The sequence below is a fragment of the Methyloparacoccus sp. NF-16 genome, from assembly GCF_056880625.1.
The window spans coordinates 743763-766244 of record NZ_CP174130.1; the positions used below are offsets into that span (position 1 = coordinate 743763).

Below are 22482 nucleotides of genomic sequence, written 5' to 3' on the forward strand. Positions count from 1 at the left end.
ATGAGTGTTGTCGGCTTCGATTTTGGCACTACAAACAGCCTCGTTTCATATATCCAGGGCGGCAAGGCGATTAATTATCTCGATGATGAGGGGTTACCCATACCCTCCGTGGTGTGCTACGAAGGAAGCAAAACGATTGTCGGCGCAGAGGCAAAACAACGCCTCGGCGATGCCGGACTAGGCATCAAAGGCAATGTGGTACGTTCACCCAAGATGTACCTCGGCAAGGAATCTATTTACATCGAGAATATTGAAAGAAACCCTGTCGATATCGTTGCAGATGTTGTTGATTTTGTTGCCAAAAAAATGGCATCCACAGCCCGAGGAAACATAGTCCTTGAGCGAGCCGTGGTAACAATACCTGTCGACATGAAGGGCTATCAGCGAGCGGCTCTTCGTGATGCTTTCATGCAGGCCGGTATCAGCATCGTCCAATTTGTGCATGAACCCCTTGCTGCATTGTATGGGTATTTTCGATCCCAGACTGATTTGGCTGCGATGCTTCGCAACTATGATCGAAAGTTAATTCTGGTTTTCGATTGGGGTGGTGGAACATTAGACCTTACCTTATGCCGCCTGATGGATGGCATGTTGGTCCAGATCAAGAATGATGGTACCGATGAAGTCGGAGGCGACGCCTTTGACGACATCATGAAAAATGAGCTCATACGACGGGCCTTGAAGCAGCGCGGCCTGGATGAATCAACCCAAATAGCGATAGATGCCAAAACGCGACTACTGCACCGATGCGAAAGAGCCAAGATTGATTTATCCACCCGTGATCAGGTTGGCCTTTATGTAGCTGATTTCTTCAAAGGTCAAGCAGATGTAGATTTTGACTACTCCTTAAGCCGTGATGAACTGGAAAGCATCATTTCGCCCTTACTGGATAAGGGCTTAAACCGCATCAATACCTTATTGGAGTCGGCCAATATTGCACCGGCTCAAATCTCAATGTGTCTGGCTACTGGCGGCATGGCAAACATGCCGGCGATTAAAGCCCGTCTGCACGAGTGGTTTGGTGCACAACGAGTCCATATTTCTGACAAGTCAGGAACTCTCATTGCCGAGGGCGCAGCCTGGATAGCTCACGATAGGGCGCAATTACAACTGGCCAAGAGGTTTGAGCTACTAATGGCCAGAAATTCCTATATTACCCTCATTGAATCCGGGGTTACCATGCCTACCGAAGGCGAGGTGCAGGGCGATCAATTCCATTTGTATTGTGTTGACCCCCGCGATGGACATGCCAAGTTTCAGTTGTGCGCGCCGGTGCGGCCTGGCAAAAAGATACTGCCGAATGATAAAAGACTGCCTCTGGCGGTCATGGTACTTGCGGTGGATGGTGCTGCGCGCCCGTTTCATGAAAGGCTTGAGCTTGACATCAAGATTGATGACAACCTGATTCTCCATGCCACGGCTACCTCGCTCAATAAAAAAGACCTGGTGGAGGAAGAAGTACACGATCTTGAGTTCGCCTTGTCTCTCGCCGAGGCTTCCGATGCCGACAATATACTCGATGAAGAGGATGATATTGCAACCAACAAGGAGGACCACGAATCCGGCAGCCTTGCTCTGCGATCCAATATCGTGGACCGTAAAAATGATTTCTTTGTGCCAGGAGAACTCCTGTATACATACAACCCCGCTTATTTCGATCCGGAATCAAATCTCCCAAAGATTCAGGATATGGAAAAACTGTATTACCAACCCTGTGCCATCTGTAAACGTGCGGCCAATGACCCTTTGTGCAGGTGCGCTTCCGAACTTTGGAACACTTCGTCCTCCCAGCTCAATAATCAAACAGGCCACCAGCAGCCATGACCCCCAAGAAAAAACTCATCGAAGTCGCCTTGCCGCTGGATGCGATCAACAAGGCGTGTGCGCGGGAGAAGTCGATTCGGCATGGGCACCCGAGCACCTTGCACCTATGGTGGGCGCGGCGGCCGTTGGCGGCGGCGCGGGCGGTGATCTTCGCGCAGATGGTGGATGACCCGTCCGCCTATGTGGATGTATTACGCGCGGACCCAAAGCTCAAGCGCAAGGCCGAGGGCCTGCTCAAGGCCCGGCGGAAACTGTGGGAGGAGGCGCGGACCCTCGCCGACAAAGCCGAGGGTACCGGCATGTCGGTCCCGGAACCGGGGCCGGAACCGACCCTGGACGAGGTGCTGGCCGACCAGGAGCGCCAGCGGCTGTTCCGCATCATCGAGGACCTGGTGTTGTGGGAGAACACCACCAACGAAACCGTGCTGCAGGCCGCGCGGGACGAAATCTGGGCCAGTTGGCGGCGGGCTTGCGCCGAGAACGCCGACCATCCGCGCGCCGCCGAGTTGTTTGATCGGCACAAGCTGCCGGCCTTTCACGATCCGTTCGCCGGTGGAGGGGCGCTGCCGCTGGAAGCGCAGCGGCTGGGGCTGGAAAGTTACGCCAGCGACCTGAATCCGGTGGCGGTGCTGATCAACAAGGCGATGATTGAAATCCCGCCCAAGTTTGCCGGCCAGCCGCCGGTGAATCCTGTTTCCCGCGCCAATGCGGCGAGTAGCGGAAGCTGGAGGGGCGCGACCGGCTTGGCCGAGGATGTTCGTTACTACGGCCAGTGGATGCGCGACGAGGCCGAAAAGCGCATTGGTCACCTGTATCCGAAGGTCGAAGTCACCGCCGAGATGGCGCGGGAGCGGCCCGATCTCCTGCCCTATGTCGGCCGCCAACTGACTGTGATCGCCTGGCTCTGGGCGCGGACAGTGAAGAGCCCGAACCCAGCATTAGCCAATGTTTATGTGCCACTCGTGTCGACCTTCGTGCTCTCAACCAAGGCGGGAAAGGAGGCCTATGTTCAACCAGTTATCGTTGGCGATAGCTACCAATTTACCGTTAAGGCGGGTAAACCGGTGGATGCAGATGCGGCAAAGAACGGTACCAAACTAACTAGAGCGAACTTCGCGTGCTTGATAACCGGCACTCCAATATCGGGCGACTACATAAAAGCTGAAGCCAAAGCGGGGCGCATGGGCGCACGGCTGATGGCGATTGTGGCAGGGGGCGATCGGAGGCGGTTCTATCTCACCCCAAACGCAGACCATGAATCAGCCGCACGCCTACCAGTTCCGGACTGGAGACCGGAGGTAACAATCTCGGGTACCACGCAGTACATCGGTGTAAAACCTTATGGGATGGACCGATTTGACCAGCTTTTCACAGATCGTCAGCTGGTGGCGCTAACTACTTTCTCCGACCTAGTAAATGTCGTGCGCGAGCGTGTGCAAAGGGATGCGTTTAGTAACGGCGGTATAAACCTCGGCAAGCAGGTGCAAGATGGATGTAACGACCCTGCAGCCTATGCTGAGGCTGTTGCTATTTATCTGACCCTTGGTGTCAGCAAGATCGCCGATAGCGGAAATGCTCTCGTGTCATGGAAGGCGAGCATGGATCAGCCGATCCACCTTTTTACGCGGCAAGCTATCCCGATGATGTGGGACTTTGCCGAACCGAACGTCTTTTCAAACGCAATGGGAGATTTAAACGTAACGTTGAAAAACATTGCGCGAGTCGTTGAACAGCTACCATGTTTGGTTAAGTCTGAGGCTTCGCAGCAGGATGCACAGTCCCAGACCATCAGCATCGATAAAGTAGTATCCAGCGACCCGCCATACTATGACAATGTTCCCTATGCTGACTTGTCGGACTTCTTTTACGTCTGGTTGCGCCGATCACTTCGGCCCGTTTTCCCCAACCTCTTTGCGACGCTCGCTGTGCCCAAATCTGAGGAATTGGTCGCATTTGCCTACCGACACGATGGCAAGGCCGGTGCCGAGGCGTTCTTCCTCAATGGCATGACCCAAGCAATGCACCGGCTAGCCGAACAAGCGCATCCGGCCTTCCCAGTCACTATCTACTATGCATTCAAACAAGCCGAGAGCGATATGACAGAGGGCACAGCCAGTACAGGGTGGGAAACCTTCCTCGATGCTGTCATCCGCGCCGGTTTCGCCACCAGTGGCACTTGGCCGATGCGAACCGAACTTGCCAACCGTATGAGGGGCATTGACTCTAACGCCCTTGCCTCCAGCATCGTCCTCGTCTGCCGCAAACGCCCCGCCGACGCCACCACCGCCACCCGCCGCGAGTTCGTCAACGCGCTCAAGGCTGAATTGCCCGTCGCCCTGGCCCATCTGCAGCGCGGCAATATCGCGCCGGTGGACCTGGCGCAGGCGGCTATCGGCCCGGGTATGGCGATCTATACCCGCTACTCAAAAGTGCTGGATGCGCAGGGCCAGCCGCTGAGCGTGCGCGAGGCGCTGGCGCTGATCAACCAGACCCTCGACGAAGCGCTGGCCGAGCAGGAAGGCGACTTTGACGCCGACAGCCGCTGGGCGCTGACCTGGTTCGAGCAGCAGGGCTTCGCCGAGGGGGAATACGGCGTGGCCGAGCAACTGTCCAAGTCCAAGAACACCAGCGTCGCCGGCATGGTCGAGGCCGGCATCCTCGAATCGAAACGCGGCAAGGTGCGATTGCTGCCACCTGATGAACTACCGGCCGACTGGGACCCGGCCAAGGACGGGCGCCTAACCGCCTGGGAGTGCGTCCATCAGTTGATCCGTGCGCTGGGCACAGGCGGCGAAAGCGCGGCGGCGGCGCTGGTCGCCCAACTTGGCGCCAAAGCCGAGGTGGCCCGGGAACTCTGCTACCGGCTCTATACCCTCTGCGAGCGGAAGAAGCGCGCCGAGGATGCGCTGGCCTATAACGGCCTGGTGCAAAGCTGGCCCGAGATCGTCCGCCTGGCCCGCGACGTCGTCGCCCGCAGCCCGGTCCAGGAAGAACTGTTCTAGCGCGATCACGCAGGAGAATCCGATGGCCCATTTGGCGATTGATGATCAGCAACTAGCCCAGTTTTGCCGCGCCCACCATATCCGCAAGCTGGCCTTGTTCGGCTCGGTCCTCAAGGGCACCGCCCGGCCCGACAGCGATATCGACCTGCTGGTCGAGTTCGATCCGGCCCACATTCCGGGTTTGCTGGAGATAGTGGGCATGGAAATCGAGCTCGGCGAGAAGCTGGGCCGCAAGGTCGATTTGCGCACAGCCCGGGATCTGTCGCGCTATTTCCGCGACGAGGTGCTGCGCACGGCCGAGGTGCAGTATGCGGCCTGATGACCAGATTCGTTGGCGGCACATGATCGAAGCCGCAGAGGACGCCATCGACTTTGTCGACGGACGTACCCGCGCCGACCTGGATCGGGACCGCATGCTGCTGTATGCCGTCGTACGCGCGATCGAAATCATTGGCGAGGCCGCCAGCAAGCTGACGGCCGAGACGCGCGCGGCCCATGACACGATCCCCTGGCCCGCCATCATCGGCATGCGCAACCGCCTGGTGCATGCCTACTTCGATATCGATACCGACATTGTCTGGGTGGCGGTGACGAGGGAAATCCCCGGACTGCTGGCCCAACTGCAAGCCTTCAACGAATAGCCAAGAGAAAACCCCATGGCCATGAGCAATCAGGAACGCGTCGGCAAGGCGATGGAACTGCTCCGGAAGGGGCTGGCGCCGTTTGTGGAGCGTGAATTCAAGAACCTCCATGGCGACCGGGCCCTGGAAGTGGCGCGGCGGTATTTCCCCGATGACCGCATCGCCAACGCCAAGCTGCTGGCGGACTGGGACGTGGCGGCGCTGCTGAAGCTGTTGTGGGATAGCTGGAACGATGTATTTGGCCGCACGCTGGGCCGGGCCGAACGCTCGCTGGTGACCGAACTGCGCGATGCCCGCAACAAATGGGCGCATCAGGAGCCGTTCTCCAGCGACGATGCCGATCGCGCGCTGGACTCGATGGCGCGGCTGCTGACGGCGGTGTCCGCGCCGGAAGCGGATGAGGTCAACCGGATGAAGCTGGAACTGCGGCGGCTGACCTTCGACGAGCAGGTGCGCGGCGAGAAGCGCAAGGCGGGCGGCTCGCTGATCGAGGCGGCGGCGACCGGTACCCTGAAACCCTGGCGAGAGGTGGCCACGCCGCATGCCGATGTCGCCAGCGGCCGTTACCAGCAGGCGGAGTTCGCCGCCGACCTGTGGCAGGTCCACCTCGGCGAGGGGGCGGACGAATACCGCGATCCGAAAGAGTTTTACCGGCGCACCTACCTGACCGAGAGCCTCAAGCGCTTGCTGGTGGGCGGGGTGCAGCGACTGACCGGGTTGGGCGGTGATCCGGTGGTGCAATTGCAGACCAATTTCGGTGGCGGCAAGACGCACTCCATGCTGGCGCTCTATCACCTGTTCTCCGGGGTCAACGCCAGCGACCTGGCCGGCATCGACACGGTGCTGGCCGAGGCCGATGTGAAGACCTTGCCCCGGGCCAGAACCGTGGTGCTGGTCGGCAACAAGATTTCGCCCGGCAACCCGGTGACCAAACCCGATGGGACGGTGGTGCGGACCCTGTGGGGTGAACTGGCCTGGCAGTTGGGCGGACCCGCCGCCTATGCCCGGCTGCAGGCCGACGATGAGCAGGCCACCAATCCCGGCGACCGCTTGCGTGAATTGTTCAAGGATTACGGGCCGTGCCTGATCCTGATCGACGAATGGGTGGCCTATGCCCGCCAGTTGCACGACCAAAGCGACCTGCCGGCCGGCGGCTTCGAGACCCAGTTCACCTTTGCCCAGGCGCTGACCGAATCGGCGAAGCTGGCTGGAAACTGCCTGCTGGTGATTTCGCTGCCGGCCTCGGATACGTCGGGTTCGCCGCACACGCAGACCGACGATGTGGAAGTCGGCGGCATCCGGGGCCGAGAGGCTCTGGACCGGCTGCGCAATGTGGTGGGCCGGGTGGAATCGTCGTGGCGACCGGCCACGGCCGAAGAGGGCTTCGAGATCGTGCGGCGGCGGCTGTTCGAGCCGCTGGCCGGGCCGGAGGCGTTCAAGCAGCGCGACGTGACGGCGCGGGCGTTCGCGGACCTTTACCACGCCCAATCGGCGGAGTTCCCGCCCGAGTGCAAGGGGGGTGATTACGAGAAACGCATGCAGGCGGCGTATCCGATTCATCCCGAAATCTTCGACCGGCTGTATACCGACTGGTCGACGCTGGTGAAATTCCAGCGCACCCGGGGCGTGTTGCGGCTGATGGCGGCGGTGATCCATAGCCTGTGGGAAAAGGGCGACCGCAATCCGCTGATCCTGCCGTCGACCATCCCCATCGACGACCCGCGCGTGCAGTCCGAACTGACGCGCTATCTCTCCGATAACTGGGCGCCCATCATCGAGAAGGATGTCGACGGTTCCAGCTCGCTGCCGCTCAAGATCGACGCGGACCAGCCCAACCTGGGCAAGCTGCATGCGGCGCGGCGGGTGGCGCGGACCATCTATCTCGGCTCTGCTCCCACCTCGGCGGCCGCGCATCGGGGGCTGGAGGATCGTCGGGTGAAGCTGGGCTGCGTCATGCCGGGCGAAGCGCCCGCCGTGTTCGGCGATGCCCTGCGCCGGCTGGCGGCGGCGGCAACGTATCTGTATCAGGATGGTCCGCGATTCTGGTATGCCACCCAGCCGACGGTGACCAAGCTCGCCGAGGACCGCGCCGAACAGCTCAAGCGCGATCCCGACAAGGTGGCGCAAGCACTGGACGAGCGCCTGCGTGCCGACTTGCGCCAGTCCGGCGACTTTGGGCGCATCCATCCGCTGCCGCGCTCGGGCGCCGACGTGCCCGACGATTTCGACACGCGGCTGGTGGTGCTGCCTCCGGAGCATCCCTATGGCAAGGAGGCCAACAGCGCCGCCGAACGCGCCGCCAAGGCGATTCTGGAAACCCGGGGCCAAACGCCACGCCTCTACCGCAACACGCTGGTATTTCTGGCCGCCGACAAGCTGCGCTTGCAGGATCTGGATGAGGCCGTCCGCCGTTACCTGGCCTGGCAATCGATCCTCGATGAAAAGGCCACGCTCAATCTCGACCCGCATCAGGTGCGCCAAGCAGAGACGCAGCGGCAGGCCGCGGATGGGACGGTCACGGCCCGCTTGCCGGAAACCTACCAATGGCTGCTGGTGCCGGAGCAGACGAGCCCGCAGGCGCCTATCACCTGGCAGGCGACCCGGCTGACCGGTACTGAGGCGCTGGCCGTGCGCGCCAGCAAGAAACTGCGCAGCGACGAAGCGCTGGTAGCCGCGCTCGGCTCCACCGTGCTGCGCAAGCATCTGGACGATGTGCCGCTATGGCGCGGCGATCATGTGCCGGTCCGGCAACTGGTGGCGGACTTTGCCACCTACCTGTACCTGCCGAGGCTCGCCGGCCCCGAAGTGCTGCTGCAGGCCATGCGCGACGGCCTCGCGCTGCTGACCTGGCAGACGGATACCTTCGCCTTTGCCGAGAGCCATGACGAGGCGGCGGGGCGCTACCGGGGGCTGTTCCATGGCCACGGCGCGATCCTGAATGCCGACAGTACCGGGCTCCTGGTGAAACCCGATGTGGCCAAGCGCCAGATCGACGCGGAAGTGGCGCCGGTCGCGCCGGAACCGGGCACCGGGTCGACGCCTCAACCCGGAGCGGGCCCCGGACCGGGGCCTGTCGTGACACCGCCACCGACGACACCCGCGACGCCACCCAAGCCCCGATTACGCCGATATCACGGAACCGTCACCTTGGACCCGGCGCGGGTCGGTCGCGACGCCAGCCGCATCGCCGATGAGGTCATTGCGCATTTCGCGGGACAGGTGGGGGCGCGCGTCACCGTTACCCTGGAAATCGAGGCATCCCTGCCGGATGGGGCATCCGACCAGATGGTCCGCACGGTGACCGAGAACAGCCAGACCTTGAAATTCACGAGTCATGGGTTCGAGGAGGATTGACGGGGGGCAGCGATGCGGGGCAATGCGGGACCACCGATCGTACCCAACATGACGCCCATGCAGACACGAGGACCATGAGCAAGAAAGCAGAACCGCCGTGTGTACTTGGCGATTCCCTGGCAAGGGGGCTAACCAATAAGATCGCGAGGGATTTCACCAAGGCTTTCTCTGCCGATAACTTTGTTCCTTCGCTGATGGTCGGGCGAAGGACGCGATTAAGCGTCCTCAATCACACGGTTTCAGAATATGCCCGGCAAAGTGGACCCGGACTCATGAAACGAATTGAGTCTGGAGAAGGTAAAAGGAAGGTGATTACGCTTATAACAGCCGGATTGGCTGAAGGTGGGCATATGATATTTGAGCATCTGACGTTCAGCGCAAAGACGCCAAAAGCGGCACCGGAACAGTCGTATTACCCGGATGCCATCATCCTGAACCATGCGATACAGCGTGCCATTCAAAATTTGAAGACGACTGATTTGAAAACTTTAGGCCTGGAATTTTATGCCCATGCAAAACAGACTGTCGGAGTCCAAATAGGGCATGAGGCTTATTACACAATGACGAATAAAGGGCTCGCCATCTGGTCTCAGTATTCCGAAGACGATGACAGTCTGGTTTGCAGGACGTTCATAGGAGCCGACGTGCTGGATGGTAAGAACGCGATTAGAAGGCAGCGGTGGCTGGAGGGCTTGGATTTTCAATAGCTCGGTGAGCTGAGTTAAGGCGGAGACGAAACCCAGCGACGTGGGCCAATTTTTGCTGGGTAACCCGTGTGTGCTCTACGCAGCCTTGTCCGTTTCTGGATGCGTTAAAGCAAGAACAGCATGATTGGGTGACGCTGGCTTAGGGGCCGGGGATTGCTGTTGCGACAGCGAAATAGCAAGAATACCGTGTGTGGCATTTCCTCCGATTACGCTGCGCTAATCGGAGCTACGAGTTCTCCGGCACGTAAAAAATGCCACCCGTGGGGCCTATGGCCGAAGGCGTAAGGCCGTTTTTCAACAGCCTGATAAGCCCTTGTGTCTGCCTAATAATGAAGCTTGGCAGCAATAATTGAGCACAGAGAAAACCCCGCCCGGTGGAGCGCCTTGTTATGTGAATCATAGAAATTCACTCATATTGTCTTGTACAAGCTTATGTTCATCATCAGTCTTAGCTATTGACAATGCCTTTTCAAAAATCTTTTTACCCCATTTCTTGTCATTTAGTTTCTCACTTGTTGCAATGTTGCACGCTATAATTGAAAAGTCCCAAGCCGTTTTCGCATGTCTAAGTGCCGCAGCAAATATAGATTTAGACTTTTCTTTATCTAAACTCTCAACAAAACATGCAATATCCAACAAATAAAAGGGATCATCAATCGGATCAATGCTTTTCATGCATAGTTCTATAGCCCACTCTTTGTCATCCAATACCTCCCTATTTGCAACCGCTTTGGCAATATCAAAATAATCGGGCTCAGCATATTTACTAACTTCCGCTACCGCCTTCTTAAACCATTCCCGGCCTTTAGTTTTATTATCTAATTTTTTTTCATGGGCCAAACAAAGAGCAATCTGCAGGCAATCATTACCATACTCGACATTTTCAGTCGCCCTATTTATCAAGTCTGACGCCCATTTTTTATCTCCAAGGATCCCGTCTTCAGCAATTAGTTGAGCTATTTCAATAATATCACTACTGAAAAAATGCTTAGCCAGTGCCATTTCAAATATTTCTTTCGCCCATTGTTTGTCATTTAGCACATCACAATCAGCCACCTCAGAAGCTACTTCGCAATATAAATCAATCGAACGAAGCCCTTTATCAATTTTATCAGTTTCCAGCTTTAAAGACTCTTCAAATAGCTTTCTACCCCAGTCTTTATCACTTAACAAATCTGCAGAAGCGACATTTCTGGCTAGCTGAAGGAAATCGGTGCTATCTTCGGCTAGTTTAGATGCTGCTTCAAATATTTCCCGCGCCCATATTGTATCGTTTAAACCATCTTTGTGACATATTGCAGCAGCAATTCCAATATAATCAGATATATCTTCCGCCTTATTTAATGCCTCTTGCAGTAACTTTTTTTTACTTGTCTCGCTCAAAGACTTTTCATTTTTCTTTATATGGGCACAGATGTCTAGTACACTTAATTTTTCTGGGCTTATCACTGATTTTTCCTCTTTCCTGACACACAAAAAAAGTAAACACCCGAAATGGTGTCTTTCATTATTCTGTTTCGGGTTTATTAAGATGGCTATACAACGCCTTGCGCTTGAAAAACCAGTATGGGCTAACCTTTATCGGGGTGCTGCTGCATCTTGTTATGCGCCATGACTATAGCTATTAGCCATGTTGCGCGCCCGATGCCAAAAAGTACAGAGGACCAAAAAACCCATGCACCCTCGCCCATTCCACCTCTCTCGGGTGCTAGCCATCAATTTTTTGCTGACTTTGCATGAAGTTCGCCAACTGGTAAAGCGTGACCGAGCCGCAGTCAAGCCCCCCCTGAAATCCGGGCACAAAAAACCCCGGCACGGTGGCCGGGGTTGACATGCTGCCGAAACTAAACGGCTTTGGAGGCGAATCAGGTGTAATCCGGCGGAACCGCGCCCGGGGTGTCCGCGAGTCCGATCAGGGACAGCGCGTACTGGTAGATGAAGAAGACTTCACCCGCCGTGATGGGCGTACCGGGGACGCCGCCCGGGTCCGCCTGGTAGACGTCGTTGATCTTCGGGGTGAAGCCTGCGGCTTCTGCTTCCCATGCGGCCTTTTCGCCCGCTTCCAGCGCGGCAAAGGCGGACTGGGCGGCATCGTAGGACAGGCCACCCGCGCCGATGATCGAGGCGGTGAGGTAACCATTCCAGGCTTGCCCGCCCGGAGTGACGGCCTTGATGCGCTCTTTGTCCGTGAGGGTCTGGGTCGGGGCCTTCATCGTGGTGGTGTTAACCCAGTTCTGCATCGCGCCGGTTACCCGGGTACGGTTGCGGGCGGTGGTCTGGCCGGCCGTCTGCGGATTGGACGGGGTGACCAACTGCCGAACGGTATTGCGGCCCTTCCACTTGCCGAAAACCAAGGTACCGCCGAAGGCGCCCGCGGCATCCATCGACATGAGGGGTCCAGTAACTTTAGCCATCTGCGGCCTCCTGCATTTCTGCTGTAAGTGATTGAAACGGCAAGAAGTCTACTGCCCGTGAACGAACGCCTGTCAAGACTCAGGCGCTGCAGAAAGGGATTTCTTTTGGTTCTTTTCTTTGGCTCAGGCCGAAACCGGCCACAACTGGCCCGTGGTGCGGCTGGGCGGCGGCGCGGTGCCGCCCGTGCTCAGCGGAAAGGTAATGGCGGTGGTGGGCACGTAGGGCACGAGGTTAGAGCTTGCCGCCGGCTCGTAGCGAATGGCGGTCGAGGGGGTGTAGTTGGCCGCGTCCTTGATCTGAATCGCGGTGGTGGGCGTGTAGTTACTCACTGGCTTCAACCGGCCAGATCGGCCCGTGGATGATGGGCTGGACCACGCGATGTTTCGCGGTCCAGGTATAGGCCCCGTCGGTCACGGTGGCATTGAGTTCGGTCGGCCAGTCCGGTTCGGTGTTGCCGCTCTTCGGCGACTGCGGGCCGAGTGACTTGAGCTTCCAGGGCGTGAATGTGGCCGTCTGGCGGGCATGGCCCCGGGTCAGGGTGACGTCGAACAGGTTGCCGGTCCAGACCGCTTGCGGCGCGTTCGGCAAGGCCCCGAGGTAGAGCGGGCCGCTGATGCTGCCGGCCAGCGCGATCGTGGCCACGAGCGTGCCGTTCCGGATCACGTAGAGGGTGCCGGCCTGCCGCGCCAGAATCCAGGGCTCCCAGACGGCTGTGGGGAAATTGGTCGAGGCGAATAGCTCGGTCGTCCCCAGCCAGAGCTTCAATGGTTCCAGGCGCTTCCCCTCCAGCTTGAGTTCGGTGCCGGAGCCGGGGACGCCGTAACAGAAGACGGTGCCGCGCGTGGAGCCGTAATAGTCGCGCACCCAGAACTGCAGGGTGAAATCGTCGGTCCCGATAGTTAGGTCCGCATGATCCATGGTGACGGGGCCGTAATAGGCGGACGGGTGGAACTGGATCGAGCCGTCACCGAGGGACACGTAGCCATCACCTTGCGGGGCATTCCAGGTTCCCTGCGCCCAATAGGGCGGGGTGGCACCCAGGGCCAGTTCATGGCCCTTGTCGTCGGTGATGCCGGTGTCGCCGGTGATCCTCACGACCACGTCGTCCCAGTAGGGGTCGTTGTTGACGGGCGTCACGCCGGTGAGTTCGTAGAGGAACAGCCCCGCCTTCTCGCGCGGCATGATCAGCGCCCCGAGTTCATAGGCCCAGGTGGTGCGCCACCATTCATCAAACTTGGGGGTAATGACCAGCATGTAAGAGATCGAGGCCGAGTACATGTCGATGGACCAGTCGACCGGGGTTGAGCCGTTCGAGGCGACTTCTATTTCGTCCTCGATGTAGAGGCCTGCCGTGTCCAGGAACGCCAGACGCCAGCGCTCGATGGTGACGCCGGGATCGGTGATGGCGAGAGAGCCGGTAATGACGGTCATGACGGGTTATACCTCGCGGGTCAGGTAGACGAAGGACACGGCCAGGGCGGCGCTGGGTCCGGTGTTGGTGATGGCGGCGGGCAGGATGGCGCTGGGCTCGGCCTCCATGTTCGCGCCGTGGGCGTGGGGATCGAGGTCGAGACTGCCGGCAGCGGTGAGAACGACTTCCAGAATGAGCCCGGTACCGGGCGTGGGCGCGGTGCTGACGGGCCGCGCCAGATCGGCGGCGCGGGCTGCGGCGCTGCTGTACAGCCGGATGCGGCAGGGGCCATCCGCGCTCACGCGCAAGACTTCGAACGAGGGCGACAGGGTGATGCCGGCCTGTTCGGTGGCGTTGGTGTCCAGGCTGGCGGTGGTATGCGTGGCGGTCTGGCGGGTGATGGCGCCGCCGTCGTTGCCATCCTCGCCCGGTTTGCCTTCGACCAGCTCGAAATCCAGCACGGCATGCAGCGAGTCGCCGGAGTTGGTGACCGATGCCGTTCCGCCGTGCGGAATGGTCGTGACGCTGCCAATGGCGATGCTGCCGGTCAAGCCGTCCACGCCGGCGAATGCGGTCCCTGGCAGGCGGTAGCATTCAAGGCCCCGCTGAATCAGGATCGCGTCGGTTTCCAGTACCGGCCCTTCAAGCAGTTCCAGTTCGCGTATTTCGGGCATGGGTCAGTCCTCAGACCAGGAGGCGGCGGCCGTAGCCGTCGGTGATGGGCCGACCATCCGCCAGGGTCAGCGCGTTGACCGGATTGCGCAGTTCGTACAGCCGCGCGGCCAGGAACAGGTTCCAGCCATTGGGCGCGGTCGTGGCTCGGGCCTGATCCAGCCACCAGGCACGGGCGGACGGTGACAGGGTGCGCCATTCGGCGGCGATGCCGGCGACCTCGGCGCGGATGGTGGCTTGCTGCGGGGAAGCCGACTGCTGCCGGGAGGATCGGCCCAGCGCCGGAATGACGACTTGCGGGCCGTTCCTCGTGGTCCGGAACTGCACCAGGCCTTGGCCGACTGAGCCGCTGGCCGAGAATGACATGAGCGGGCCTTTGACCCGAGCCATTACAGCCCCTCGTCGGGCCGCATGGTGTCCGAAATGAAGGCGGTGAAGCCGGTACGGCCGCTGGTCATGCCGCGCAGGCTCCAGTAGGCCTTGTCCTCGTCGCCGAGTGCGCTCCAGGCGTCGCACGCGGCCTTGAACTTGAGGCGCTGGGCTTCCTGGGCTGGGGATGGCGGGGTTTGGTTCTGTTCGCGGGGATCCATCGGACGGTAAACGTGACAGCCTTGCGGGGTGGTGCGGAACTGCAGTTTACCGCCCGTGACATTGCCCCTGGCTTCCATGGACATGAGCGGACCCTTGACGCGGGCCATGGTCAGAAGCCATCCAGCGGGTTGGCGGCGCAGAACTCCTTCACCCAGAGATTGAACCCGGTCATGCCCAGCAGGTCGGCGCGTTGCCGGTAGGCCTGTTTCTCCGCATCGGGCTTGGCCTGCCATTGCCGGGTGGCTTCCGCCATGCGGGCGCGGCCCTGCAGTTGCGTGGTCGAGGGGTTGTCCATGCGGTTGTAACTCCGGCGCAGGGTGTAGGCCTGGCCGTCTTGTCCGGTGAAGGTGCCGCGCCCGGGTTTGGCGCGGGCGTAGATGACGGTCTGGGACTCGGCCGCGTCGGGCGTGGGCTTGAGCTTTACCTTGCCGGTGAGGCCCAAACAGAGTTCGTGGGGGAGCTTGCGGCGGGTCATGCGTAGAAGTCCGGGGCGCGGTTCGGGGTGTTGTCCCGATCCGTCTGGTAATGGAAATCCACGGTGAGGCCAAAGATGTTGTCCGTGTTTTCGGTCCCGCCATTGGCGACCCGGTAGAGGTTCACCAGCAGCAGTTCGTCTGGCTCGGTAAGGATCAAGGCCTGATCGTCTCCGACCTCTGCCACCATGTGTTGCCAAACGACGCCGCTGGGCGTCTGCGTCACCGTCAATGTCTGCGGCACGCCGAAGGCGGCTTGCTGATGCCCCTTGGCTCGGCTGATCTTGAATTGCCAGCGCACGGGCTGCGGGTTGATGCCGTTCGGCGACCAATGGACGTGAATGAGGGCCAGCCCGCCTGGTTTTACATCGTGATCCACATGGAAAGGGTCAAGTTCCACGTAATCGCCCACCGCGAATGCCAATTCTCGGCGAAAGCCATCCGGACCGAAGGGCAGCAAGTTCGGGGCTGACGCGCCGAGGGCAGCGCGCGCGACACCCGCGGTGAGATCGCGCCAGCCGGTGAGCTTGGGCTGATACAGGGCATCGGCGGATTCCCGGGACAGCCCATCCAGAACCTCATTGCGCAGCTTTTTCACGGCAACCGAACGTAATCCGTCCTCGTCCTCGATGATGGCGAGTTCCGTGCCGGTCAGCGGCGCGGAGCGTTCCTTGTGGTCCGAGATCATAGACATAGGCCGAGCGTCTCCAGGAAGTACAGGCCGATGATGCTGTTGATGCTCGCGGCCCGCCGGCGGTGGGCAGGGGTGGTGACGCGATACTCGCGCATCCACAGGTTGTAACCGGTGATCGGCAGGCTCTTCGCCCGTTGGCGGTAGAGGTCCTGCTCGGCCCGGGTGAGCGCCTGCCAGTCGGCATTCGCGCGGCGGAAGCGCTCCCGGTGCGGGGCGTTCTTGCTGGTGAGGCGGTCGGTGCGGGTGCCCTTGCGGCGAAGCTGCAAGTCACGGCCGCCCGGGCTGATGAGGTTGCCCTTGCCTTCATTCCGGCGCTGATACACCCAAGCCTCGGCCCCGGCTTCTCCGGGATCCACGTCAATCCGGATTTGCCCGGTGGGCAACAGGCAGACCTCGTGCAGGCGGGGGCTCATGGCGAGCACTCCGGATGATCGAGCAGCCATTGCCGCCAGAAGGTTGGCCAGTCGGGTACGCGCCGCCAGGTGGTGTGCTGGCCATCCCAAAAGGCGGTGGGCGGAATCGCGCTGTGCGCGGCCTTGGCCTTGGCGAAGCAGGCGCGGCGGGAGAGTTGGCCGGGTGTCGGGTTGTCGCGCGGTTGCGCCTGGGCGATGAACTGCGGCCCGTTGCGGCTCATGCGGAAGGAACCGATGTCGGCGATACGACCGTGAGCGGAATCCGAGAAGAGAGGGCGGACGACTTTAACCATTCCAGGCCTTGGCTTGATACACGCGAACCGTGACGCTTTGCGAGACGCGCACGGCGTCATTGCGGGCAAAGTATATGCCCCGGCTGGGAGGGGTCGTGATGCGCAACATCAAGCGGTTAGCCGTCGGCCGGTCCTCGAAACTGGGCTTCTGCACGGCATTCCTGAGGGTCCGCCAGTTCGCGGTGCAGGTCCAGTCACTGACGAGGTCCGGGGCCATGACCATCCGCGCGAGGTCGTCCTGGTGCCAGTGGGTGATGAGTTCGGCCGGCACGGGCGGCGGCGTGTTCACGTCGTGGTACAGGTAGGGCCAGACACCCAGGGCGAACCACGATTCATAGCCGCGAAATGAGGCATCCGCTCTGACGCTGCCCTCGACCACGACCAACACGGGCCGCTCGATGGTCCGGCCGGTGGGCCGGTACAGCGTCACGGGCAGGGCGTAGGTCAGGCGACGCTGGGCAAACCAGAGATCGCGCCAGACGCCGGCAATCACGGCCCCTTGCCAGCCCGGGCCGGGGTTCTGCGGCGTGCCCTGCCCGCTGGGCGTCGGGTAGCTGCGCAGGGCGCTGCCGAACTCGCAGACGCTGGGCAGGCGCGTCTCGTCGAACCACGGCTTGTTGAGGTCGCCGGCATACACGCCGATGGTGGGCTCGCCGTAGTCGGTCACGTCCTCTATGGGGTCCAGTGCGTACCAATACTTCTCGGGGAAGGTCAGCGAGTAGATTTCCTCGCGCCGGTTCTGCTGGAACAGACGCGGGTCCTCGCCGTGCTGATCGTCGGGCCAATGCCCGTCCAGCCAGAGACTGGCATCGCGCAGGATGCGCAGCGAACGCGGCGGCACGGGCGCCCGTTGGCCGAAGCGGGCCGAGGGGGCCAGACCGATGACCGCGCCGCTGCCGCTGGTGCTGCCGGGAATGCTGAGGACTTTGGCCACGCCCGCCCGAAGGCTGGGCGGTATGGACTGATTGATGGCCTTGGCCATGGTGGGGCTCCCGCCCGGGGTCAGGCGTGTTGGTCGAGGGGGACGGCGATCCGCCAGATGTCCCAGAAGTGACGCTCCAGGGCCTTGGCGGTGACGGTGGACTCCAGCGCGAGGGTGCAATCGTAGTTGCTGGTGGCGCTGGCTTTGGAGATGTTGTGCGATCCGACCAGGCACAGGCGCTTGTCGATGATCATGACCTTCTCATGCAGGGTCCGCCGATCCGGCACCTTGCGCATGATCCAGCCCGAGGCCTCCAGTTGCCGCGCCGCCTTGATGTTGTAGGGCTCCTTCCGTCCCTGTACGTTCGGCTGGTCGATGATGCCCCGGCAGTTCAGCCCGCGGGCTCCGGCCGCCGCCAGGGTGTCCGTCATGTCCAGCTTGCCGGTGGTGGGATCGCGCCAGTGGTGCGAAATCATGTAGATGCTGAGGTAGATCGACTCGCGGGCCTCGCGGATGGCCCATTCGAACCAGGGCGCCCAGTCGTCGCCGGTCAGCAGCGTGACGCGGACGCCGGACTCGATCCAGGAAGGCGGGGAGACTGGGCAGGCGGGCATCGGTCAGGCGCGGGGCAACTGCCAGTGGGGGCCGTCCTTGAAGCGGGTCCAGTCGCCGCCCCATTCGACGACCACGCCGACTTCCCGCGCGGCCTGCTTCACGGCTGCGGCAAGCGGGTGGTAATACTGCCAATCCCATGAGACCTTGCCATTCACCAGCGGGGCGATGTCGACGGCGTGACCGGTGATGTGCCGGCTGTTCATGGTCTTGGACGCGCCTTTCGCCACCAACTGGCGTTGCCGTTCGCGTGAGCGCAGGCCTTCCAGGACGGTGAAATCAATGGGCGTGATTTCGATGGCGCGTTTCACCACGCGGATCAGGTCCGGATGGACGCCGGCCAGGCGCTGCAGCGAGGCCGCGCCGAGTTGAAAGCCGGACTTGGGCAGGGGCACGGCCAGCTTGTCCGGGTAGTCCAGTTCGATGCGCTGGCGAAGGCTCCCCAAGTCCGGGTAGTCCTTGAGGATGCGAAGGAGGCTCTTGGCTTCGGCGTCGGAGATGTTCATCTGCATGGTCGGTCCTCACGGTGGCACGGGTTGAGCGGGGGCCTGAATCAACTGGCTCTGGTACTCGGAGAGGTAGAGCTGATAGCCGGACAGGCCGGTATTCAGGGCGGCGCTACGCCAGGCCTGTTTAGCGGTGGCGTCCAGCGCCTTCCAGCCGGCCACGGCTTCGGCGAAGCGGGCGCTCTGGGCTTGCTGGGCCGGCGTGCGGGGCTTGGTGATGACGCGCGGGGCCGCGACGGTGGTTTGGCCGTTGCCGGTGCGGAATTCCAGCGTGTCCTTGAACACGCCGGATGCGCTGACGCTGAACAGCGGGCCGATGACCTTGACCATTAGCCCTCCTCCTCCACGGCCAGCGTGGCCTTGATCTGCTTCTGCACCAGCCTTTGCATCGAGAACAGCAGGCGGGCGCCCATGTGGCTACCGATGCACACCAGCACGATGATGGTCATTTCCGGCAGTTCCGAAGCCTGCCCCATGAAATACGTGGTCAGGCCGGCTAGCAGCGAATAGCTCACGTCCATGATCAGCGCCAGGATGGGGCGCTGGGGCGGCTTCTCGGAGAGGAATCGGGAGAGGTATCCGGCCACGGCCGACAGCAGGCTGAGGGCGACGACCCAGAGGTAGGAGACCAGTGGAACGGACGAGGGGTCCTGATGTGACATGGCGGCAATGGTCTCCCGTAGGGTAAGTGTCTGATTCTTCATGCTTCCCTCTCATTCTACTTGGGCACTCCAAAGCTCAATCCCCTGCTCCAGGTAGGCGATGCCCTCGCCGTTGCGCGCCATGTCCGGGGTCAGGCGGAGCACGGTCCAGTCCAGCAGGGCCGCGCAGTTGAGCTTGTGGCAGTCGGCCGTGAAACCGGCTCCGCGCACATGCCGGCCCTGGGTGTGAATCCCGCCATCGATCTCCACCGCCAGCCGGAAGGCCGGCCAGGCGAAATCGAACCGCCACAGCTTGGAAGGGTGAAAGCGGTATTCCCGCTCTGGCGGCGGCAAGCGCAGCGCTCGGATTTGCAGGGCAAAGGCGGCTTCATGCGCGGACTCAGTCATTGTCGGGGCCACCGAACAGGGCAATCATCAGCAGGATCATGGTCAGGGCATAGCCCAGATCGTCGAGGGTCAGGTCAAGGATGGTCATCGGTGAAACGCTCCAGGGTGAGAGGGCAAAGCCCGCGCAAGTCGGCGGGCGGCGGTTGGGTGCCATCGTGCAGGCCCAGCAGCCGACGCCAGGCCCGGTTGAACTCGCGGGGATCGGCATTCACCCGTCGCCATTGCTCCAGCGATCCGCCCCGATGCAGGAAGGCGGCGCGGATGGCGGCATGGGTCTTCTGGTGCCGGGTCATGCCAGGGGCTCATGGGCTGATGTGCTCGACCCAGCGCGACACGGACCAGCGAATACAGGGCTCGATCACGTCGTCGGGTTGCTCCAGCAAGACCGAGAGTCGGGCGATGCAGGCGATGCCCTGCTCTCGCGTCATGCGGTGGGTGACGATCAATTGCGCCAGATGCTTGCAGACCTCGTCGGCAATGGCCTGCCGTTCGGGACCGGTGATGCCCCGGCAAGCCTCGGCCCGCAAGGCCTTCAGCTTGTCGAGCACGGCGTCGCTGCTCCGCTGCACGAAGGCGCCAAGCTGATTGGCCGTCATGCGCTCGCGGTTGCTCCAGATGAAGCGCTCCTCCTCCCGCGTCCACCGACGTTTGCCGCCCTTGGCCGTGTTCATGTCGTGCCGCCCGTCCGGGTCGTGGCCGTCGGACTTGGTTGGCCGGGTCCGCGCAACTGGGCCCGTAACTCGGCCAGCACGCGGGCAACGCGCTCCGGATTCACGGGCGGCTTGGGCAGGGCGACATAGCGGGCATGGGCGGGTTCCGCGGCCGGCTGCCGACAAAGCTGTATGAATTCGGGCAGGGACGGCGGCCAGGTATCGGCCCTGGTCAGCAGAGCCCGGAGGCCCGCGCTGATGTCGTCGCGCGTCAGGTCGCGCAAACCCCGTTGCCAGGTATCCATCGCGCCATGCGATCCGCCGTACTGGCTCACCCAGCGATGCCCATACATTTCCGCCATGCGTGCCCACAGGCGCGACATGGCAGCGTCAGGCAGTCCGGTACTCGTTGAGTTCGATGACGTTGCATGGCTGCCTGGCTCTGAGCCAGTCGTCGGCGGATTGGCGGGCGCGTTCAACGGCGGGCACAGGCGGCTGATGGGTTGCATGGCGGGGTGGTCCTGGGTGAGAGCGATAGGGTTGCGGGCCGCGCAGACCGGCCCAGTCCTCGCGGATGGCGGTCTTGAGGGCGGCATCCCAGTCCACGTACTGGTAGCCGCGGGCCTCGGCTTTCAGGACGAAAGCCTCGTGGTGATGCTCCAACTGGCCGTAGCCCTTCGCCTCCGCCCAGCGGCGCACGGCGGGTGAAATGCCGAAGCCGTCAGGCAGGGATCGTTTCCGGGGTTTCGCGCTGGACGATGGCGAGGTGATCGCGGGGGGATCACCGGGCGATTTCGCGCCGGTCCCCTCCTGGGGGGTTATTGGGGGATTCAGTGGGGGATTCTGTGTCCCAAAATCGGGACGGGTACCGGACCCTGTTTCGGGACTACCCCGTCCCGTTTTCGGTACCGGTACCGTTTCCGGGACCGGTGCCGTTTTCGGCACGGGTGCGGCCTGGTGCTGCAGGTTCAGGACGTACCGGGTCGAGGTGCCGGCCTGCCTGCTTTTCTGGATCAGGCCGGCCGCTTCCAGATCGGCCAGGGCGCCGATGACGGTCTTCCGGTTCAGCCCGGTGTCCTGCCCGATGCGGGCAACGCTCGGATAACACTGGGCGGCATCGTTTGAGCGTTCGACCAGGTTGAGCAACACCAGCAGCCGGGTCGCCGGCAGGGGCTGGGACCAGGCCCAGCGGTAGTTATGGCTGCTCATGACGACCGTCCCGCGCGCCGTTTGGCGGGCTTGTAGGGGGTCTCGCCCAGCAGTTCGCCGACGCTGCAATTCAGCGCTTTGGCGATTTCCCTGATGGTCGACAGGGACGGGTTGTATTCACCCCGCTCCATGCGGCAGATGCCGGACTGTGACAGCCCGGTGGCCTGACTGACCTCGATCTGACTCAAGCCCTGGGCTTCCCTGATCTCTCTGAGTTTCATGATGACCGCTCTCCTGTGCGATTCACGCACTAATTATGTTACCTGTACGCATATCTATGGACAAATGATGATTCCCGCGCATAATCGACAGCATGGACATTCGATTAGTCGGGCAACAAATTAAACGGCTGCGGGAACAGCGGGGGTTCTCGCAATCGGAACTCGCGCGACGGGTGGACATGAATCCGTCGGGTGTGTCGCGAGCCGAAAGTGGCAAACATGGCTTGTCGCTGGACACCTTGACCGCGATTGCCCGGGCCTTGGGCGTGACCTTGAATGACCTCACTCAGCTTGAGGCCGAGACCGAGGATGCGCGTTACAACAGGCAAGCCGATCCTCGCCTGACGCTCCAGTGCGATCCCAACGCACCGCCGGGTCTGCGGGCGCTCGCCCGCGATGACGCGCTGTGTGACGCGCACCGAATCATGCCGGAAGAATGGCGGCGGTTGATGTCCTGCCGCCTGCCTGAAAGCGTCCGGAAATCCGGCTGGCTGCAGTTGCTGATTACGATGCGCGCCATCACGGCGGACATCGACGATGATGACGTGACCGAATCGTGACATATCCCAGTCACACATGGTCCAGATGGGGCCATCCCTGGCCGATTTGCGCGGGGCGGTTCATTTTAAGTCATTGATTTAACATGCCGTTTTCGCGGCTTGTCTGCATGGGGTGCAGGTGGTCGGAGGTTCGAATCCTCTCACCCCGACCAAATAAATCAATAGCTTACAAAAGCACAGCCGGTCCCCATGCCGGCTTTTTTGTTTCCGGGATAACTTTCGGGATAACAATTTCATACATTAGCTACCGATCGTTCCGTTTT

The 22482-nt window shown here is 61.3% G+C and carries 29 protein-coding genes; 7 read left to right on the forward strand and 22 right to left on the reverse strand.

Going from position 1 to position 22482, the window contains the following annotated elements:
- The 6 genes from ACH5N8_RS03630 to ACH5N8_RS03655 all read left to right on the forward strand — a co-directional run bounded on the left by ACH5N8_RS03630 (position 1) and on the right by ACH5N8_RS03655 (position 9528).
- On the forward strand, positions 1-1824 hold the full coding sequence (locus ACH5N8_RS03630; RefSeq protein ID WP_483282534.1) for an Hsp70 family protein: 1824 nt from the start codon (positions 1-3) through the stop codon (positions 1822-1824).
- On the forward strand, positions 1821-4826 hold the full coding sequence (locus ACH5N8_RS03635) for a DUF1156 domain-containing protein (RefSeq protein ID WP_483282535.1): 3006 nt from the start codon (positions 1821-1823) through the stop codon (positions 4824-4826). The genes ACH5N8_RS03630 and ACH5N8_RS03635 overlap by 4 nt, the downstream gene beginning before the upstream one ends.
- Before the next feature lie 22 nt (positions 4827-4848).
- Positions 4849-5145 (forward strand): nucleotidyltransferase family protein, encoded by a 297-nt coding sequence (locus ACH5N8_RS03640; protein ID WP_483282536.1) that lies wholly within the window; start codon positions 4849-4851, stop codon positions 5143-5145.
- Between the two features lie 22 nt (positions 5146-5167).
- Positions 5168-5467: a HepT-like ribonuclease domain-containing protein gene (locus tag ACH5N8_RS03645; protein WP_483282537.1), complete on the forward strand. Its 300-nt coding sequence runs from the start codon at positions 5168-5170 to the stop codon at positions 5465-5467.
- 15 nt (positions 5468-5482) lie between these two features.
- Complete coding sequence (locus tag ACH5N8_RS03650) at positions 5483-8821, forward strand: Swt1 family HEPN domain-containing protein (protein WP_483282538.1); 3339 nt, start codon at positions 5483-5485, stop codon at positions 8819-8821.
- A 74-nt stretch (positions 8822-8895) separates the two neighbouring features.
- Entirely contained in the window at positions 8896-9528 is a 633-nt protein-coding gene (locus ACH5N8_RS03655) for a hypothetical protein (RefSeq protein ID WP_483282539.1), read from the forward strand.
- A 396-nt stretch (positions 9529-9924) separates the two neighbouring features.
- On the opposite strand, the gene ACH5N8_RS03660 is transcribed toward ACH5N8_RS03655, so the two are convergent.
- The 22 genes from ACH5N8_RS03660 to ACH5N8_RS03765 form a co-directional block, all read right to left on the reverse strand.
- The gene (locus ACH5N8_RS03660) at positions 9925-10977 is read right to left on the reverse strand and encodes a hypothetical protein (protein WP_483282540.1); all 1053 of its coding nucleotides are present in this window, start codon (positions 10975-10977) and stop codon (positions 9925-9927) included.
- 416 nt (positions 10978-11393) lie between these two features.
- Positions 11394-11912 carry a hypothetical protein gene (locus ACH5N8_RS03665; RefSeq protein WP_483282541.1) on the reverse strand — a complete coding sequence of 173 codons (519 nt, stop codon included), beginning with the start codon at positions 11910-11912 and terminating at the stop codon, positions 11394-11396.
- 153 nt (positions 11913-12065) lie between these two features.
- Positions 12066-12272, reverse strand: a complete 207-nt coding sequence (locus ACH5N8_RS03670; protein WP_483282542.1) for a hypothetical protein — start codon at positions 12270-12272, stop codon at positions 12066-12068.
- Complete coding sequence (locus tag ACH5N8_RS03675; protein ID WP_483282543.1) at positions 12265-13374, reverse strand: LamG-like jellyroll fold domain-containing protein; 1110 nt, start codon at positions 13372-13374, stop codon at positions 12265-12267. The genes ACH5N8_RS03670 and ACH5N8_RS03675 overlap by 8 nt, the downstream gene beginning before the upstream one ends.
- Before the next feature lie 6 nt (positions 13375-13380).
- A complete protein-coding gene (locus ACH5N8_RS03680) occupies positions 13381-14028 on the reverse strand; it encodes a hypothetical protein (RefSeq protein ID WP_483282544.1) in 648 nt (215 codons plus the stop codon).
- Between the two features lie 10 nt (positions 14029-14038).
- Positions 14039-14416, reverse strand: a complete 378-nt coding sequence (locus ACH5N8_RS03685) for a hypothetical protein (RefSeq protein ID WP_483282545.1) — start codon at positions 14414-14416, stop codon at positions 14039-14041.
- Positions 14416-14724 carry an SH3 domain-containing protein gene (locus ACH5N8_RS03690; RefSeq protein ID WP_483282546.1) on the reverse strand — a complete coding sequence of 103 codons (309 nt, stop codon included), beginning with the start codon at positions 14722-14724 and terminating at the stop codon, positions 14416-14418. The genes ACH5N8_RS03685 and ACH5N8_RS03690 overlap by 1 nt, the downstream gene beginning before the upstream one ends.
- 2 nt (positions 14725-14726) lie before the next feature.
- The gene (locus tag ACH5N8_RS03695; protein ID WP_483282547.1) at positions 14727-15092 is read right to left on the reverse strand and encodes an HMG-box domain-containing protein; all 366 of its coding nucleotides are present in this window, start codon (positions 15090-15092) and stop codon (positions 14727-14729) included.
- A complete protein-coding gene (locus ACH5N8_RS03700) occupies positions 15089-15784 on the reverse strand; it encodes a hypothetical protein (protein WP_483282548.1) in 696 nt (231 codons plus the stop codon). The genes ACH5N8_RS03695 and ACH5N8_RS03700 overlap by 4 nt, the downstream gene beginning before the upstream one ends.
- Positions 15775-16197: a hypothetical protein gene (locus ACH5N8_RS03705; protein ID WP_483282549.1), complete on the reverse strand. Its 423-nt coding sequence runs from the start codon at positions 16195-16197 to the stop codon at positions 15775-15777. Before ACH5N8_RS03705 ends, ACH5N8_RS03700 begins: the two co-directional genes overlap by 10 nt.
- A complete protein-coding gene (locus tag ACH5N8_RS03710) occupies positions 16194-16418 on the reverse strand; it encodes a hypothetical protein (RefSeq protein WP_483282550.1) in 225 nt (74 codons plus the stop codon). Before ACH5N8_RS03710 ends, ACH5N8_RS03705 begins: the two co-directional genes overlap by 4 nt.
- 64 nt (positions 16419-16482) lie before the next feature.
- A complete protein-coding gene (locus ACH5N8_RS03715; RefSeq protein WP_483282551.1) occupies positions 16483-17472 on the reverse strand; it encodes a hypothetical protein in 990 nt (329 codons plus the stop codon).
- 20 nt (positions 17473-17492) lie between these two features.
- Positions 17493-18026, reverse strand: coding sequence for a phospholipase D-like domain-containing protein (locus ACH5N8_RS03720; RefSeq protein ID WP_483282552.1), 534 nt, complete (start codon positions 18024-18026; stop codon positions 17493-17495).
- Positions 18027-18029: 3 nt separating this feature from the next.
- The gene (locus ACH5N8_RS03725; RefSeq protein ID WP_483282553.1) at positions 18030-18536 is read right to left on the reverse strand and encodes a M15 family metallopeptidase; all 507 of its coding nucleotides are present in this window, start codon (positions 18534-18536) and stop codon (positions 18030-18032) included.
- Between the two features lie 9 nt (positions 18537-18545).
- Positions 18546-18860, reverse strand: coding sequence for a hypothetical protein (locus ACH5N8_RS03730; protein WP_483282554.1), 315 nt, complete (start codon positions 18858-18860; stop codon positions 18546-18548).
- Positions 18860-19234: a phage holin family protein gene (locus ACH5N8_RS03735; RefSeq protein WP_483282555.1), complete on the reverse strand. Its 375-nt coding sequence runs from the start codon at positions 19232-19234 to the stop codon at positions 18860-18862. The genes ACH5N8_RS03730 and ACH5N8_RS03735 overlap by 1 nt, the downstream gene beginning before the upstream one ends.
- 9 nt (positions 19235-19243) lie before the next feature.
- Complete coding sequence (locus ACH5N8_RS03740; protein ID WP_483282556.1) at positions 19244-19579, reverse strand: hypothetical protein; 336 nt, start codon at positions 19577-19579, stop codon at positions 19244-19246.
- Between the two features lie 74 nt (positions 19580-19653).
- Entirely contained in the window at positions 19654-19872 is a 219-nt protein-coding gene (locus ACH5N8_RS03745) for a hypothetical protein (protein ID WP_483282557.1), read from the reverse strand.
- Positions 19873-19881: 9 nt separating this feature from the next.
- On the reverse strand, positions 19882-20250 hold the full coding sequence (locus ACH5N8_RS03750; protein WP_483282558.1) for a hypothetical protein: 369 nt from the start codon (positions 20248-20250) through the stop codon (positions 19882-19884).
- On the reverse strand, positions 20247-20612 hold the full coding sequence (locus ACH5N8_RS03755) for a hypothetical protein (RefSeq protein ID WP_483282559.1): 366 nt from the start codon (positions 20610-20612) through the stop codon (positions 20247-20249). The genes ACH5N8_RS03750 and ACH5N8_RS03755 overlap by 4 nt, the downstream gene beginning before the upstream one ends.
- 7 nt (positions 20613-20619) lie before the next feature.
- The gene (locus ACH5N8_RS03760; RefSeq protein ID WP_483282560.1) at positions 20620-21438 is read right to left on the reverse strand and encodes a helix-turn-helix domain-containing protein; all 819 of its coding nucleotides are present in this window, start codon (positions 21436-21438) and stop codon (positions 20620-20622) included.
- Positions 21435-21659, reverse strand: a complete 225-nt coding sequence (locus ACH5N8_RS03765; protein ID WP_483282561.1) for a helix-turn-helix domain-containing protein — start codon at positions 21657-21659, stop codon at positions 21435-21437. The genes ACH5N8_RS03760 and ACH5N8_RS03765 overlap by 4 nt, the downstream gene beginning before the upstream one ends.
- A gap of 92 nt (positions 21660-21751) precedes the next feature.
- Here ACH5N8_RS03765 and ACH5N8_RS03770 point away from each other — a divergent pair, with 92 nt between their 5' ends.
- Positions 21752-22219 carry a helix-turn-helix domain-containing protein gene (locus ACH5N8_RS03770; RefSeq protein WP_483282562.1) on the forward strand — a complete coding sequence of 156 codons (468 nt, stop codon included), beginning with the start codon at positions 21752-21754 and terminating at the stop codon, positions 22217-22219.
- Positions 22220-22482: the final 263 nt, after the last annotated feature.

Excerpts from the sequence above, each read along its gene's own strand:
- ACH5N8_RS03725 (WP_483282553.1), bottom strand. The coding sequence starts at position 18,536 with ATGCAGATGAACATCTCCGACGCCGAAGCCAAGAGCCTCCTTCGCATC.
- ACH5N8_RS03650 (WP_483282538.1), top strand. The coding sequence starts at position 5,483 with ATGGCCATGAGCAATCAGGAACGCGTCGGCAAGGCGATGGAACTGCTC.
- ACH5N8_RS03685 (WP_483282545.1), bottom strand. The coding sequence starts at position 14,416 with ATGGCTCGGGTCAAAGGCCCGCTCATGTCATTCTCGGCCAGCGGCTCA.
- ACH5N8_RS03690 (WP_483282546.1), bottom strand. The coding sequence starts at position 14,724 with ATGGCCCGCGTCAAGGGTCCGCTCATGTCCATGGAAGCCAGGGGCAAT.
- ACH5N8_RS03635 (WP_483282535.1), top strand. The coding sequence starts at position 1,821 with ATGACCCCCAAGAAAAAACTCATCGAAGTCGCCTTGCCGCTGGATGCG.
- ACH5N8_RS03680 (WP_483282544.1), bottom strand. The coding sequence starts at position 14,028 with ATGCCCGAAATACGCGAACTGGAACTGCTTGAAGGGCCGGTACTGGAA.
- ACH5N8_RS03735 (WP_483282555.1), bottom strand. The coding sequence starts at position 19,234 with ATGAAGAATCAGACACTTACCCTACGGGAGACCATTGCCGCCATGTCA.
- ACH5N8_RS03715 (WP_483282551.1), bottom strand. The coding sequence starts at position 17,472 with ATGGCCAAGGCCATCAATCAGTCCATACCGCCCAGCCTTCGGGCGGGC.
- ACH5N8_RS03705 (WP_483282549.1), bottom strand. The coding sequence starts at position 16,197 with ATGAGCCCCCGCCTGCACGAGGTCTGCCTGTTGCCCACCGGGCAAATC.
- ACH5N8_RS03745 (WP_483282557.1), bottom strand. The coding sequence starts at position 19,872 with ATGACCCGGCACCAGAAGACCCATGCCGCCATCCGCGCCGCCTTCCTG.
- ACH5N8_RS03760 (WP_483282560.1), bottom strand. The coding sequence starts at position 21,438 with ATGAGCAGCCATAACTACCGCTGGGCCTGGTCCCAGCCCCTGCCGGCG.
- ACH5N8_RS03675 (WP_483282543.1), bottom strand. The coding sequence starts at position 13,374 with ATGACCGTCATTACCGGCTCTCTCGCCATCACCGATCCCGGCGTCACC.
- ACH5N8_RS03740 (WP_483282556.1), bottom strand. The coding sequence starts at position 19,579 with ATGACTGAGTCCGCGCATGAAGCCGCCTTTGCCCTGCAAATCCGAGCG.
- ACH5N8_RS03665 (WP_483282541.1), bottom strand. The coding sequence starts at position 11,912 with ATGGATGCCGCGGGCGCCTTCGGCGGTACCTTGGTTTTCGGCAAGTGG.
- ACH5N8_RS03720 (WP_483282552.1), bottom strand. The coding sequence starts at position 18,026 with ATGCCCGCCTGCCCAGTCTCCCCGCCTTCCTGGATCGAGTCCGGCGTC.
- ACH5N8_RS03755 (WP_483282559.1), bottom strand. The coding sequence starts at position 20,612 with ATGTCGCGCCTGTGGGCACGCATGGCGGAAATGTATGGGCATCGCTGG.
- ACH5N8_RS03730 (WP_483282554.1), bottom strand. The coding sequence starts at position 18,860 with ATGGTCAAGGTCATCGGCCCGCTGTTCAGCGTCAGCGCATCCGGCGTG.
- ACH5N8_RS03630 (WP_483282534.1), top strand. The coding sequence starts at position 1 with ATGAGTGTTGTCGGCTTCGATTTTGGCACTACAAACAGCCTCGTTTCA.
- ACH5N8_RS03710 (WP_483282550.1), bottom strand. The coding sequence starts at position 16,418 with ATGAGCCGCAACGGGCCGCAGTTCATCGCCCAGGCGCAACCGCGCGAC.
- ACH5N8_RS03655 (WP_483282539.1), top strand. The coding sequence starts at position 8,896 with ATGAGCAAGAAAGCAGAACCGCCGTGTGTACTTGGCGATTCCCTGGCA.
- ACH5N8_RS03770 (WP_483282562.1), top strand. The coding sequence starts at position 21,752 with ATGGACATTCGATTAGTCGGGCAACAAATTAAACGGCTGCGGGAACAG.
- ACH5N8_RS03640 (WP_483282536.1), top strand. The coding sequence starts at position 4,849 with ATGGCCCATTTGGCGATTGATGATCAGCAACTAGCCCAGTTTTGCCGC.
- ACH5N8_RS03695 (WP_483282547.1), bottom strand. The coding sequence starts at position 15,092 with ATGACCCGCCGCAAGCTCCCCCACGAACTCTGTTTGGGCCTCACCGGC.
- ACH5N8_RS03645 (WP_483282537.1), top strand. The coding sequence starts at position 5,168 with ATGATCGAAGCCGCAGAGGACGCCATCGACTTTGTCGACGGACGTACC.
- ACH5N8_RS03765 (WP_483282561.1), bottom strand. The coding sequence starts at position 21,659 with ATGAAACTCAGAGAGATCAGGGAAGCCCAGGGCTTGAGTCAGATCGAG.
- ACH5N8_RS03700 (WP_483282548.1), bottom strand. The coding sequence starts at position 15,784 with ATGTCTATGATCTCGGACCACAAGGAACGCTCCGCGCCGCTGACCGGC.
- ACH5N8_RS03750 (WP_483282558.1), bottom strand. The coding sequence starts at position 20,250 with ATGAACACGGCCAAGGGCGGCAAACGTCGGTGGACGCGGGAGGAGGAG.